A 14,035-nucleotide genomic window follows, 5' to 3' on the forward strand; every position below is an offset into this window, starting at 1 on the left:
AAACTATCAATAAAACTTATGCTAAAAAGGTTTTTTTATGGCTTAAATTTGTATGAACATAAAAAACACATCGTAATGACTTTAAATACAATAGGTTTAGATACCATAAAAACACAAGAAATAGCAACAGATTTGAATCATCTTTTAGCTAATTTTCAAATATATTATCAAAATTTAAGAGGTATTCACTGGAATATTAAAGGGAAACGTTTTTTCGATTTACACGTTAAATTCGAAGAATTGTATACCGATGCTAATACCAAGGTAGATGAAATTGCAGAGCGTATTTTAACGTTAGGCGATACACCTTTACATACCTTTGAAGATTATGCTGCAAAAGCACAAGTACCAGTTGGTAAAAATATTTCTCAAGATGATTTAGCTGTAAGGTTAATTGTAGATTCTTTAGCTCAATTATTAAAAATTGAACGTGAAATATTAGGAAAAGCTGGCGATGCTAGCGATGAAGGAACAGGTTCTATGATGAGCGATTTTATTACCGAACAAGAAAAAACAGTTTGGATGATGAAAGCTTGGTTGAACGAAACGATTTAAAATAAACCAATTGATTAATAGCGAAAAAAGGCGACCTACTTAGGTCGCCTTTTTTATGTTTAAAAATATTTGTTTTGCCACTAAGTTAGATTGCTTGGTAAATAGCCGTAAATTTTCTTGAAAGCGACTGTAAAATGTTGCGGATGCTTATAACCAACATGATATGCTGCTTCTGCTACTGTACATTTTTTTTCTACAATTTGTTTTTTAGCTTGCTCCATCCTCAAACAAGATATGTATTTAAAAATAGTTGTTGAAAATATAAGCTTAAAACCCTGTTTTAGTTTCGTGGTGTTCATGCCTGCAATAACTGCTAATTCCGGAATGGTTAAGGTATCTTTTAAATGTGCGTTTATATAGTTTTCTACTTTAAGTATGGCATTATAATCGATTTCTGGAAGATTAAAAGGTGTATCCTTATTAATCTCATCATTGGTTTGTGCTAATAATAAAATAAGCAACTCTTTTATTTTTGCTTCTAAATAAGGTTTTTTTAAATCTTTATGATAATTACAAAATACAATTTCATTAATATGGTTTTGCAAATCATTAGTTATGGGTTGGCTTTTCTGCCACATAAAAAAAGCTGTTTTTCTTGATATTGCCGTTCCAAATCGATGAAGTATTTCCTTGAAATTTTCACCTATTATATCTTTTAAATAATTTTCCGTAAATAAAACTTCTAAGGTTTTTCTCTGCCCTTTTTTATAGGTTAATGTACCATGAACTTTTGGTAAGTAGAATAAATTGTAATGTGCATTAGGGATATAAACTTCAGGTTCACATTTATCTAAAGGCTTATAAAGGCTAGAACCTTCAATTTCAAATTGTAATTTAAAAAACGGAAAATCGTGATGTACACCAATACTGTAATCTTCTGTTTTAACATTTCTTATTAAAACCCGTAACCCGTTAATAGATAGTTCTGTGAGCGTTCCTTTTACTAAAGCGTAATCTATTGGTGTTGTATTTTCAATAAAAATAGAAGCCTTAAAGTCTTTTTCAAAGGTTTTAACCAACACATTGTTTTTGAAAATGGAACTTTTTAATGTGGTTTTCATGACTTCCTTTTACGTTGGTTAAAAATCGTTTTGCGTTATATCGCAAGGTGCTTTATTATATACATTTGCACAAAAATATAAATATTATTTATAATTAGTCTAAATTAAAATAAATAAAAGTATAAATATCAAACTTATTTGCAATTACAACACTAAGGATATAGCAGTGCATAATGTATTAAAAAGGTATGCTTAGTATCAGAAAACTAACGATTTGTATTTCAAACAAAAAATAAATTAATATTATGAAAGTATCAAAAATCTTAAAAACAATTCTAGCATTGTTTTTAATAACTACAACATATGCCCAACAGAATAAGGGGAGTATAAGCGGAAAAGTTATAACATCAGACAATAATGCGGCATCTTATATCAATGTGATTGTTCAGTCTACAAAAATGGGAGCCATTACGGATGCTGATGGAACTTACGCAATTAAAAATATTCCTTACGGAAATTACACTTTAGAATTTTCGTTAATCGGGATGCAAACCAAAACAATCGAAATAGAAGTAAATGCTCTTAATGTTAAAATAAAGGACATTCTTTTAGATGAAAACGAAGAACAATTAGGTGAAGTAATTATCGTTGCCGAACGTTTGAATCAATTTGCACATAAAGAATCTGAATATGTTTCTAGAGTGCCATTAAAAAATATTGATAATCCGCAATCTTATTCAGTGGTTACTAATGCTTTATTGAAAGAACAAATTGCTACAGATTTACCTTCAGCATTTAAGAGTATCACTGGTGGTGGATATGTACAAACTAATGATGGTAATGTGAGTGTATATTTAAGAGGTTTTAGATCTGATGTTCATATTAGAAACGGAGGTATAGCTTGGATAAAAGCACCAATAGATCCACAAAATATAGAACGCATAGAGCTTGTTAAAGGACCAGCTGCATTATTTTATGGTTCTAATGTTAACAATATTGCAAACTTTGGAGGTATTGTAAATAAAGTAACCAAACAGGCTTATAAAGGTAAAAAACTCGATTTAGGTTATATCGCAGGTAGCTGGAATCAAAATAGAGCAACGGTAGATTATAACACGGTTTTAAGTAAGGACGAAAATGTTTATCTTAGATTTAATGGCGCTTACAATAACGAGAGTAGCTTTCAAGATCAGGGAATAATTAAAGAGTTTATGGTTGCACCATCTTTAACCTTTGAACTATCGGATAAGTTAACAGTAATGGCAAACTTAGAGTATAACCAAGGCAAGCGTAATTTAAGCTTTGCTAGAGGTGTTGCTGGTGGTCTTATTTCTGATGAGGTAAATTCTTGGGACGATTTAAGCTGGGATTATAATACCAATTATGGCACTAATGAAATGGTTGGTTATTTTTCATCTTTAGTAAGTCAAATAAAAATAGATTATAAATTAACAGATACTTGGACGGCCAAAACAACATTTACAAAGGCTAGTAGTTTTACAGACGCTAATTATCTTAGAGCAGTGATGTTAGATGAAACTACTGTAGGTAGATATTACTTGCAATTAGATCCAAGAGAAACGCAAAGTACACATATTCAGCAAGATTTTTTAAATGTTACTGAAGTAGATAAAATAGATAATAAGTTTGTTACGGGAGTTAGCTACTTCAATAATTTAGATGATACACAACGTACAGGTGTTTGGAATGCTATAGATCCTGTAGATACTACAAATCCTATAATTACAGGGCTTACAAACGAACAATTTGAAGCTAATTTAGCAGATCAAACCAAAAATAAAACCATTACTAAGTTTCAAACTTTAGGTTTTTATGCTTTTGATGCTATCACGATAAATAAAGAATTGACCTTTACTGGAGGTTTGCGTTTTGATCGTTTTATGGCTGATAATACTATAGCGAATGGTGCAGAATCTACCAACGGATACAATCAAAATGCGCTCAGCACAAAGCTTGGTTTAGCATATAATCCTTTTAATGATAAGGCAGCGATATTTGCGAATTATATGGATGGATTGAGTAACAATGCACCATCTGATAATGGAGCTGGGGAAATTGTAACTTGGGATCCAGAACGTGCTAAACAATTTGAGATTGGAACCAAGTTGAACTTTTTTGAAGGAAAACTACTAAGTACCATAAGTTACTATAATATTAAAATTGATAATGATATTATTGTTGATGAAAATGGTATTAGTTCGCAAGCAGGTGAAACCTTAAGTAAGGGACTTGAAATAGATCTTATTGCTAACCCAATACCTGGATTAAATATTGTTGCAGGGTACACTAAAAACAACGCAACTCTCGAAAAAGTGAATTTTGGTAACGAATCCATTGTTGGTAATAGTTTAAGTTATACACCAGAAACGGTTTGGGATTTTTGGTTAAGTTATCAAGTTTTAAAAGGAAAATCTAAAGGTTTAGGCTTTGGTTTAGGTGCAAATCACATGAGTGAAATTTATAATAGTACAGCCAATAATTTTGGATCAGAATCTTATACAACTGTAGATGCCACTGTGTTTTATAAAAAAGGAAAATATAAAGTAAGCTTAAAAGCAGACAACCTTTTTGATCAAGAATATTATAATGGTTACGGAATACCTCAAAAACCTTTCAACTTTAAAGTAGGCCTATTTTACAGCGTATTTTAGTTAAAAGAAATAATAAAAAAAGAGAACGTTTTTTAGCGTTCTCTTTTCTAGTTTAATACCATCACAGTTATGAGAAAATTAATAATTTATACGTTTTGCTTGTTTTCTTTTTTATCGCAATCACAAAATATTGAGATCGGACAAATAAAAACAATAAAATCTAAAGAGTTAAACGAGGTTAGGGAATATTGGGTTTACCTACCAGAAAACTATTCTAATCCAGACTTTAAAAATCAAAAATATCCGATAATATATTTATTAGATGGCGAAAAATATTTTCACGTGTTATCTGGTATGGTAAAAAATCAATCTAACGGATATTATCCGCTTATACCAGAATGTATTGTTGTTGCCATAAAAAACACAAATAGATCTAGAGATTTAACTCCTACAGCTGTTTCTAGTTTATCGTATCAAAATGGAGGTGCCGATAAATTTGAAGCCTTTATAAGTAAAGAATTAATTCCTGAAATTAACAAGAATTACAACACATTAGATTATAAAATTCTAGTAGGGCACTCATTTGGTGGATTGTTTGCAATCAATACATTGTTAAACGAATCGAGAGATTTTAATGCCTATATCGCTATCGATCCTAGTTTATGGTGGGATAATGAGGTGTTGGTGAAAAAACTAGAACGCATTATCAAAACAACAGACTTTAAAAGCAGCACTTTATTTTTAGCAAATGCAAATTCCATAGGAAGTCAAAAAGAACCTAGTAAACAGCATGATGCACATTTTATAGCTAAAAAAAACATGTTGAAACTTATCGAAGCTACTAGTCCCAAAAGCTTAAATTTCGATACCAAGTATTATAAAGATGAAGATCATGGTAGTGTTGTTTTACCGTCGCTTATTGATGGTTTACGTTCGGTTTTTAAAGGATATAGAATTAATGTGAAAGCACTTATAAAAGAACCTTCATTATTAGACAAACACTTTCAAGATTTATCAGAAAAATTAGCGTTTCCCTTTAAACCACAAGCGGCATACCTTGATAGAGTCGTAGATTTGGCTGTAAAACGCAATGAAAAAGAAAACGCTATTATTTTAAATAACATCAATAAAAAAATATACCCTGATAATTTATATTTGAAAGAGAAATTCAATTAAATATTGATTTTAGCTATTCGAATTTATACTCTCAGAAGATTCATTAATGATATCTACTTTTGTTTAGTTTCAGTTAATGGCATTATAGTTTTTTTATGTTTAATAAAATACATTTAAAGTATAATTTCCATTTCAATATTCTCTTGCTTAACCTCAAATTTAGAATCTGTAAAACTTGGAGGACCAAAACTCATAGAGTTGTTAGATGTACCATAAGCCTCTTTTGGTCTTCCTGTGTTTTCAAAATCCATTTTATTATTGTCGTTGGCATCATGTAGCACTAAAATGGCGTAAGTTCCAGGTTCAATATCTTCAAAATTTATATCAATTTTACCATCAATAATTTCGGCTTTAATGTTTTTTACACCAGCAGATTTCATAAAAGTTTCTTCATTATGAAGAGTTAAAATAACATGCCCTTTATTAGAAGGTAATTTATTTATTTTAACATGAATACTGTTGCTTTTGTTCTCTGAAGTTTGAGCGGTAGTAAAAGTTATTGAAAATAATAAAGCGAAAATAAGAGATAAAGTTTTCATAATGTTGTGTTTTAATTGTTTAACACTTCAAAGATCTCACTTATGTTCAGGTATTTATAAAACAGTTTACCGAAATGTAGATTTTTGCTACTCAACTGTAGAGTAACTAGATAATTTTAAATTTTAGACTTCTTCTTAACACGATCTACTATGGTAATAGCGGCAATTAAATCGTTAATTTTCATTTCCTCAAAATCCTCGTCAACTATAAAAGGCGCTAGTTTATCTTTACTAAAGTTGTAAATTTTCCAACGTTTAAACTGGTACTCTAGAGCAGTAAAGTTTTCTACCCAATCACCAGAGTTTAAGTACATGGTTCTGCCGTGTTTGTTTTCAATATATTCCATTTTAGGTTGGTGTATATGTCCGCAAATTACATAATCGTAACCATTTTCTATGGCAAGCTCCGATATTACTTTTTCGTAATCATTTATATATTTTACAGCACCTTTAACGCCGTTTTTTACTTTTTTAGAAAGCGAGTAACGTTCCTTTCCGCGTTTATCTAGATACCAATTTACACCACGGTTAATTAGTGTTAACATATCGTAGCCATAACCGCCGAGTTTCGCTAGCCATTTGGCGTTTTGTATCGAAACATCAAAAACATCACCATGAAAAAACCAAGCTTTCAATCCGTCTAAGTCTAAAACTATTTTATCCACAATAGAAATATTTCCAATAGTGGTATCGCTAAATTTCCGTAGCATTTCATCGTGGTTACCAGTAATGTAAATAACCTCCACACCATTAGAAGCCATAGTCATTATTTTTTTTATAACCTTTAAATGCGATTTCGGAAAATAACGCTTACTAAATTGCCAAATATCAATAATATCACCATTTAAAATAAGTTTTTTAGGTTCTATACTATTTAGGTAAGTAAGTAGGTGTTTGGCGTGACAACCATAGGTTCCAAGGTGCACATCCGATATTACGGCAATTTCTATTTTACGTTTTATTTTCAAAAGCTGAGGTGTTGTTCATTGTAAATTTCTAATAATTAAATCGAAGTTGTATTACTTAATCTTTACTATATAATTAATTAATTATGAGGTAATTGTTAACTAAGTGTTACGTGTGTTTTAGCTTTGTTAAAACATTTAATTATTGATAATTAGGTAGATTGGCATACATACGAGATATCTTTATTTAAAGATTTTTTCAATTAAACAAACATTGATAGTTTTTATTTTTATTCCAAAATAATGCATCAGGCAAAAGCATAATAATTAAGTAAAAAGCAGATAAATCATGTTTTTACTCAATATTTTTATTCAACTAAATTCGTCAAATTCACGACTATAGTTTATTTTAGCCAAAAATTGAAATCATGGCAGGTAACACCTTCGGAAAACTATTTACTTTAGCAACTTATGGCGAATCTCACGGCCCAGCATTAGGCGGTGTTATAGATGGTTGTCCATCAGGAATTAAGTTAGATTTAGACGAAATTCAAAACGAATTAAACCGAAGAAAACCAGGCCAATCTGCTATCGTTACACAACGTAAAGAACCCGATACAGTAAAATTTCATTCAGGCATTTTTGAGGGCGTAACCACAGGCACATCTATTGGTTTTGTTATCGAAAACACCAACCAAAAATCTCACGATTACAGTCATATCAAAGATAGTTACCGTCCAAGTCACGCCGATTACACTTACGATAAAAAATATGGTGTACGCGATTATCGTGGTGGTGGTCGTAGCTCTGCACGCGAAACCGCATGTCGTGTAGTGGCAGGAGCCATTGCGAAGCAAATGCTAAAAGGTATCGAAATTACAGCCTACGTTTCTGGAGTTGGTACCATGAAATTAGATAAGCCCTATAACGAGCTAGACCTAAATTTAGTGGAATCTAACATTGTGCGTTGTCCAGATCAAGAGATGGCAGCAAAAATGGAAACTTACATCAAGGAAGTTCGCGGAAAAGGCGATACCGTTGGTGGTATTGTGAGCTGTGTTATCAAAAACGTGCCTGTTGGTTTAGGCGAGCCGGTTTTCGATAAATTACACGCCGAACTTGGTAAAGCCATGCTATCCATCAACGCAGTAAAAGGTTTTGAATATGGTAGTGGATTTCATGGAAGCACCATGTATGGAAGCGATCATAACGATGCTTTCAATAGTGATGGTACTACAAAAACAAATTATTCTGGCGGAATTCAAGGCGGAATAAGTAACGGTATGGATATTTATTTCAGTGTTGCATTTAAACCCGTAGCCACGCTAATTCAAAAATACGAAACCATTGATAAAGATGGTAATTATGTAGAAATGCAAGGTAAAGGACGTCACGATCCATGTGTTGTGCCACGCGCCGTACCAATTGTAGAAGCTATGGCAGCACTTGTAATAGCCGATTTTCAATTAATCAATAAGCTTTATAACTAAAATATTTTTTAGAAGCGATTTCCCGCTTTTCGCTATATCTTTTTATGTGCAGAAACATAATCTGTATTTAAAAAGTTATAGTTTAACCTGTGGTTGTTTCCTTGTTTAATAACTTAAATATTAAGCACATAAAAAGGATGTCGCTGCAATCGGGGCTAAATCTATCTGCCAATTTATAGAATTCAAGAAGGTTTTGTTTTACCTAAAAAACACCTCAATTTAATTATTAAAATATCAATTTTAGCCACTTTTCATTCATTTATTGTGTGCAAATATTCGTATTTGTAATTAAAAATCTAATTTATCTTCATTTTTTTGCAGTAAACTCATAGGTAATCTGCTTTTTTTCATACCAAAAATACTTATATTGTGTCAAAATTTTAAAGACGTAAAAAGTATCCTAAAATTTATGAAGAAACTTGCAATGCACTGGAAGATTATTATAGGAATGATTCTCGGAATCATTTTTGGTTTTATAATGAATAGTATAGACGGAGGCCGCGGCTTTGTTGGAAACTGGGTTGCTCCTTTCGGAAAAATATTCATCAATCTTCTAAAACTTATTGCAGTACCTTTAATATTGGCGTCTTTAATAAAAGGAATTACCGATTTAAAAGATATCTCTAAAATAAAAAACATGGGTTTACGTACCCTTGGAATATATATGGGGACTACCGTAATTGCTATTGCTATAGGTTTGGCTTTGGTAAATACAGTAAAGCCAGGAGTTGGAATGCCAGAAGAAACTATTGAGAAAATTAAATTACGTTACGCTAACGATACCGGTATAGCCGATAAAATTAGCGAAGCATCTGCACGAACAAATGCTGGGCCATTACAAGCTTTGGTAGATATTTTTCCGAGTAATATTTTTCAATCTTTTGTTGAAGCTTCAATGTTGCAAATTATATTTTTCGCACTTTTTGTTGGTATCTGTTTGTTATTAATTGGAGAAGAAAAAGCAAAACCATTAACAGGTTTTTTTAATTCTTTAAACGATGTGGTCATGAAAATGGTCGACTTAATTATGCTTTCTGCACCTTATGCTGTGTTTGCATTAATGGCAAATGTAATTATAGCTTTCGATGATACTGAGATACTCTTAAAATTACTATTATATGCTTTATGTGTATTTATAGGTCTTGTTTTAATGATAGGTGTTTATTTAATTTTGGTTGCTGTGTACACTAAAAAATCGCCAATGTGGTTTTTAAAGCAAATTAGCCCAGCACAATTATTAGCATTTTCAACAAGTAGTAGTGCGGCAACATTACCTGTAACTATGGAACGTGTAGAAGAACATTTGGGAGTAGACGGTGAAGTTGCCGGATTTGTACTACCCGTTGGAGCTACAGTAAATATGGATGGTACCAGTTTATACCAAGGTATTGCAGCGGTATTTATTATGCAAGTAGTTTGGCCAGAAGGTTTAACATTTACCAATCAATTAGTTATTATCGGTACGGCGTTGTTAGCCTCTATTGGTAGTGCAGCTGTACCAAGTGCAGGTATTGTAATGCTTGTAATTGTGCTAGAATCTATTGGGTTTCCTGCCGAATTACTACCAATTGGTTTAGCCTTAATTTTTGCTGTAGATAGACCTTTAGATATGTGTAGAACCGTTGTAAACGTAACAGGTGATGCTACTGTGGCTATGATTGTGGCAAAATCTTTAGGTAAACTACACGATCCAAAACCTCAAGAATGGGATGATAATTATGCGGATGTGAAGTAGGGGAGTTTAGTAGTTTTTCATTATAATTACCTTTTGCGTTATTAATCTATATGAAACCTTTGCTTGTAGATGTGTAATATGCCCAGAAGACTATCGTTATTATTTATATGAAAAAGGCTTTTCTAATAATTTTATTTTTCAGCATCAATCTTTGCTTTTCACAAGCAGAAGTTGAATTTGTTCAATTATCTCACTGTGCTTTAGAATTAACAAAACAAAAAGTGGTTTACGACCCAAGTTACTTCTCAATCGACTATCCAAATGGCGATGTGCCAAGCGATAAAGGAGTTTGTACAGATGTTGTAATTCGAGCTTATCGGGAAATTGGAATAGACTTGCAGAAAAATGTTCATGAAGATATGAAAGTCAATTTCAATGTTTATCCTAAAATTTGGGGACTTAAAAGAACTGATAAAAATATTGATCACCGGAGAGTTCCTAATTTAATGACATATTTTAAAAGACAAGGCGCCGAAAAAGCAATCACCGAGCAGGCTAAAGATTATTTACCTGGAGATGTAGTGTGTTGGAATTTGGGAGGTGCAATAACACATATAGGTATAGTTGTCGATAAAAAATCTACAGACGGAAAACGTAATTTAATTGTTCATAATATTGGTAGCGGACAAGTTTTAGAAGACTGTCTTTTTGATTTTAAAATTATTGGACATTACAGATATATGTAGAAAACAACTTATTTCTTTATATTTGATTAAACCACAAAATCAACATGAGCACTTCTATTAGTTTACCAACACCAATTGTTTCTGTAAAATGGCTTCAAGAGCATTTAAACGATGAAAATCTTATTGTTTTAGATGGTACTATAAACAAAGTTTTTAATGCTTCTCAAAAACAAATACCAGGAACAAGGCTTTTCGATATTAAAAAGAAATTTAGCGATGTGTCGAATCCGTTTCCTAGTGCTTTTCCTTCCGAAGAACAGTTTCAAAGAGAAGCTCGGAATTTAGGTGTAAATAACAATAGTGTCATTGTAGTTTACGATGATAAGGGAATTTACTCGAGCGCACGTGTTTGGTGGTTATTTAAGGCGTTTGGTTATAATAACGTTGCGGTTTTAAATGGAGGTTTTCCTGAGTGGTTAAAGGCTGGTTATGCCACAGAATCTATGACGAATTATGAAGGTGCAATAGGCGATTTTTTCGCGAACCTTCAACCTAAATTCATGCAATTTTTTGATGATGTAAAAACAGCTTCAGCAAATAAAACACATACAATTATAGATGCACGTTCTGCCGGACGATTTAACTGTGAAGTACCAGAACCTCGCGAAGGTTTGCGTATGGGGACGATTCCAAATTCTGTTAATTTACCTTTTACCGATTTATTAGCCGACGGTGTTTTAAAACCTCAAGTAGAGCTAGAAAAAGCTTTTTATATGTTAGCCGATAAAAATGATGATATTATATTTTCGTGCGGATCTGGTTTAACAGCATGTGTTTTGGCTTTAGCGGCCGATATTTCTGGTTATAAAAATTTATCGGTTTACGATGGTTCTTGGACAGAGTGGGGAAGTTTGACGGAATCGTAAAATGTTTTAATTTAATACTTGTATTGATAAAGTGAAAAGTGAATTTTCCCCGCTTATATTAATGTCTTTTTAAAGGAAATAAATAGTTTATTCTCGAGTCTTTAAAAGGGTTAATTCTATTTATAGTCTTCAAAGCTTTGCAGTACTGATTTGTATATGTAGTTTTATTTATACCACAAAGATTTAAACAACAAGAGGAAATTTTGGTTTGTCTTATTGGTATCTTTCTCTGTTTTAATCATTTTAAAGTTAATTTTATATTGTTAGGTATTTGTAGATTTAAATTATTTATGGAGCTATTATTTTAAAAGGAATAAATAGTCTTAAGATTTTAAATAATAGAGACATTTTAACCCTATTTTCGTTAAAATATCACCTATATATTTTAATCCCCAAATTAAGTTAACCAAATGAAAAAAAGAATTACAATTTTCAATAAGAAGATTATAGTATCAATGTCTTTTATCTTCTTATTTACATGTATCAATACATTTTCACAACAAGAAATTTATGTAGACAATCAATTAAGTTCACCTTGTTTAGGTACATATTCAATTAGTAATCGCAATTGTATGGGTAGCGATGGTAATGCTTACAATACATTAGCTGGTGCAGCAGCAGTTGCTTCTGCTGGTGATATTGTTTACATTCGAGAAGGTATTTTTACCTCTCAGTTAAGACCTATGAACTCTGGTACAGCTATAGAGAGAGTGGTTTATAAAAACTTTGAAAACGAAGAAGTTATCATTACAGGAGTTTCACTTTCTCCAGCTGTTTATATTTATGAAGTAGATTATATTTCAATAGAAGGTTTAAATATTAAAAATGTAAGGAGGTGGTTAAATGCCCTAGGAGCCAATAATATTATATTAAAAAGCAATACATTTAAAGACGCTCTAGACTCTGGTGGTAGTTCTAAAACAGGATTGTTTTTTCAAGACTCAAATTATAACAGAATTACTGATAATGTAATAGATAATTCGACTCAAGATAATATTGGGTTAATTCAATCTAATTATAATTTAATTGATAACAACACAATTACTAGAGCCGAACACGTTTTGTGGACAATAAAATGTAGTAACTATAATGTAATTCGTGAAAATTATTTTCATAATGAGCTACAAAAAATAGGGGAAGTTTACGATTGCGATAATGTTGGACATGGCGATTCTCCATACAATAAAATTACTTCGCTTAACGATACAAAGCATAATGTAATAGAGCATAATGTTTTTGCATTTACAACTTCTCCAGTTAATGCATCTCCTTATTCAGGCATTCAATACGCGGGACAAAATGGTATTATTAGAAACAATGTGTTTTACGATTGTCAAGGTCCTCCAATATCGTTAACCTTATACTCCGATGAGGCTACTTTTAATTATGGAAACAGAGTTTATAATAATGATTTTTATAACAATGAGTTTGGTGCAATAGACATATCGGGATCAACATCTTACACATTCAATGATCAGGAAATAAAAAATAACATTCTTTTTAGGAATAAATTTATTCAGAGAGATTCACGTTGGTCGTGGTATACAGAACTAAATGATAAACCGGTTCAGATTTTTACAGGTAGAACAACAGATGTAATATTAGATAACAATAATATATTTAATTCTGAAATAGACCAATTGTATACTATTGCTTATGGTAGCCGTGATTCTTCGTCTAACCCCGACTCTAAATCGCTAACTTGGTGGGAAACTAATTACCCCGAATTATTTTTGAACAGCCTTCAGGTCGATCCTAGTTTTGTAGATGCATCGACTTATAATTTTAATTTATCAGAAGGAAGCCCTATGATTGATGCAGGTGGTTTTCTTACCGAAACTTCATCATCAGGAAGTGGCAAAACAATGTTAGTCGCAGATGCTTCTTATTTTGTTGATGATTTTGGTATCGATGATTTTACTGGAGATACAATACAATTAGAAGGCCAAAATGAAAGGGCTGTTATTACTAGCATAAATTACGATACTAACACGCTCACTTTAGATGTTGCGTTAACTTGGAGTTCTGGTCAAAAATTAAGTAGATCGTATAGCGGAACCGCTCCTGATATTGGCGCATTTGAGTACGATAACGGGAATTCTTTAGGTGTAGAATTAGAATATGACGATTCAAATTTTAAAATGTATCCTAATCCAGCAGCTTCTATAGTTACAGTAGAATTAAGTACCATTGGAAGTGATAATATCACTAATTTATCAATTCTTAATGTATTAGGTTCTACTCTTTATAATAGCTCTATAGATAATAAAAAAGTTGTTGAGTTTGATATGAAGGATTTACCCAATGGAGTTTATTTATTAAAAATTAATACAGAAAGTAAAGCGATGATAAAAAGAATTGTAAAAAACTAAACTAATTGATTTGTATGCTTAGTTTTTATTAAATAGAGTAATCAGATAATTAAACTTTTATTATAAAGAGTAAATGCAGTATTTATTATAAAAAAGAG

11 protein-coding genes are annotated in these 14,035 nt (G+C 31.6%); 8 read left to right on the forward strand and 3 right to left on the reverse strand.

Annotated features, from left to right (window positions below; all coding sequences use genetic code 11):
- Positions 1–75 precede the first annotated feature (75 nt).
- A complete protein-coding gene (locus tag V6246_RS13015) occupies positions 76–555 on the forward strand; it encodes a Dps family protein (protein ID WP_341560896.1) in 480 nt (159 codons plus the stop codon).
- Positions 556–635: 80 nt separating this feature from the next.
- On the opposite strand, the gene V6246_RS13020 is transcribed toward V6246_RS13015, so the two are convergent.
- Positions 636–1,616 carry a helix-turn-helix domain-containing protein gene (locus tag V6246_RS13020; RefSeq protein ID WP_341560897.1) on the reverse strand — a complete coding sequence of 327 codons (981 nt, stop codon included), beginning with the start codon at positions 1,614–1,616 and terminating at the stop codon, positions 636–638.
- A 245-nt stretch (positions 1,617–1,861) separates the two neighbouring features.
- Here V6246_RS13020 and V6246_RS13025 point away from each other — a divergent pair, with 245 nt between their 5' ends.
- Complete coding sequence (locus V6246_RS13025) at positions 1,862–4,228, forward strand: TonB-dependent receptor (RefSeq protein WP_341560898.1); 2,367 nt, start codon at positions 1,862–1,864, stop codon at positions 4,226–4,228.
- Between the two features lie 69 nt (positions 4,229–4,297).
- Entirely contained in the window at positions 4,298–5,344 is a 1,047-nt protein-coding gene (locus V6246_RS13030; RefSeq protein ID WP_341560899.1) for an alpha/beta hydrolase, read from the forward strand.
- 113 nt (positions 5,345–5,457) lie between these two features.
- On the opposite strand, the gene V6246_RS13035 is transcribed toward V6246_RS13030, so the two are convergent.
- Together V6246_RS13035 and V6246_RS13040 are read right to left on the reverse strand one after the other, a co-directional pair.
- Positions 5,458–5,883 carry a DUF2141 domain-containing protein gene (locus V6246_RS13035; protein WP_341560900.1) on the reverse strand — a complete coding sequence of 142 codons (426 nt, stop codon included), beginning with the start codon at positions 5,881–5,883 and terminating at the stop codon, positions 5,458–5,460.
- 116 nt (positions 5,884–5,999) lie between these two features.
- Positions 6,000–6,851 (reverse strand): UDP-2,3-diacylglucosamine diphosphatase, encoded by an 852-nt coding sequence (locus V6246_RS13040; protein WP_341560901.1) that lies wholly within the window; start codon positions 6,849–6,851, stop codon positions 6,000–6,002.
- A 365-nt stretch (positions 6,852–7,216) separates the two neighbouring features.
- On the opposite strand from V6246_RS13040, the gene aroC reads away from it, so the two are divergent.
- The 5 genes from aroC to V6246_RS13065 all read left to right on the forward strand — a co-directional run bounded on the left by aroC (position 7,217) and on the right by V6246_RS13065 (position 13,937).
- Positions 7,217–8,278: a chorismate synthase gene (gene aroC / locus V6246_RS13045; protein ID WP_341560902.1), complete on the forward strand. Its 1,062-nt coding sequence runs from the start codon at positions 7,217–7,219 to the stop codon at positions 8,276–8,278.
- 409 nt (positions 8,279–8,687) lie between these two features.
- The gene (locus V6246_RS13050; RefSeq protein ID WP_341560903.1) at positions 8,688–10,013 is read left to right on the forward strand and encodes a dicarboxylate/amino acid:cation symporter; all 1,326 of its coding nucleotides are present in this window, start codon (positions 8,688–8,690) and stop codon (positions 10,011–10,013) included.
- Positions 10,014–10,120: 107 nt separating this feature from the next.
- The gene (locus V6246_RS13055) at positions 10,121–10,699 is read left to right on the forward strand and encodes a DUF1287 domain-containing protein (RefSeq protein ID WP_341560904.1); all 579 of its coding nucleotides are present in this window, start codon (positions 10,121–10,123) and stop codon (positions 10,697–10,699) included.
- Positions 10,700–10,743: 44 nt separating this feature from the next.
- Entirely contained in the window at positions 10,744–11,565 is an 822-nt protein-coding gene (locus V6246_RS13060) for a sulfurtransferase (RefSeq protein WP_341560905.1), read from the forward strand.
- A 410-nt stretch (positions 11,566–11,975) separates the two neighbouring features.
- Positions 11,976–13,937: a T9SS type A sorting domain-containing protein gene (locus V6246_RS13065; protein ID WP_341560906.1), complete on the forward strand. Its 1,962-nt coding sequence runs from the start codon at positions 11,976–11,978 to the stop codon at positions 13,935–13,937.
- Positions 13,938–14,035: the final 98 nt, after the last annotated feature.

Source organism: Algibacter sp. TI.3.09 (assembly GCF_038154905.1).
Lineage (GTDB): Bacteria > Bacteroidota > Bacteroidia > Flavobacteriales > Flavobacteriaceae > Algibacter.

Bases quoted from the DNA above. Each gene is read 5' to 3' on its own strand.
- V6246_RS13035 (WP_341560900.1), bottom strand. From the start codon at position 5,883: ATGAAAACTTTATCTCTTATTTTCGCTTTATTATTTTCAATAACTTTT.
- aroC (WP_341560902.1), top strand. From the start codon at position 7,217: ATGGCAGGTAACACCTTCGGAAAACTATTTACTTTAGCAACTTATGGC.
- V6246_RS13020 (WP_341560897.1), bottom strand. From the start codon at position 1,616: ATGAAAACCACATTAAAAAGTTCCATTTTCAAAAACAATGTGTTGGTT.
- V6246_RS13050 (WP_341560903.1), top strand. From the start codon at position 8,688: ATGAAGAAACTTGCAATGCACTGGAAGATTATTATAGGAATGATTCTC.
- V6246_RS13015 (WP_341560896.1), top strand. From the start codon at position 76: ATGACTTTAAATACAATAGGTTTAGATACCATAAAAACACAAGAAATA.
- V6246_RS13025 (WP_341560898.1), top strand. From the start codon at position 1,862: ATGAAAGTATCAAAAATCTTAAAAACAATTCTAGCATTGTTTTTAATA.
- V6246_RS13030 (WP_341560899.1), top strand. From the start codon at position 4,298: ATGAGAAAATTAATAATTTATACGTTTTGCTTGTTTTCTTTTTTATCG.
- V6246_RS13055 (WP_341560904.1), top strand. From the start codon at position 10,121: ATGAAAAAGGCTTTTCTAATAATTTTATTTTTCAGCATCAATCTTTGC.
- V6246_RS13060 (WP_341560905.1), top strand. From the start codon at position 10,744: ATGAGCACTTCTATTAGTTTACCAACACCAATTGTTTCTGTAAAATGG.
- V6246_RS13065 (WP_341560906.1), top strand. From the start codon at position 11,976: ATGAAAAAAAGAATTACAATTTTCAATAAGAAGATTATAGTATCAATG.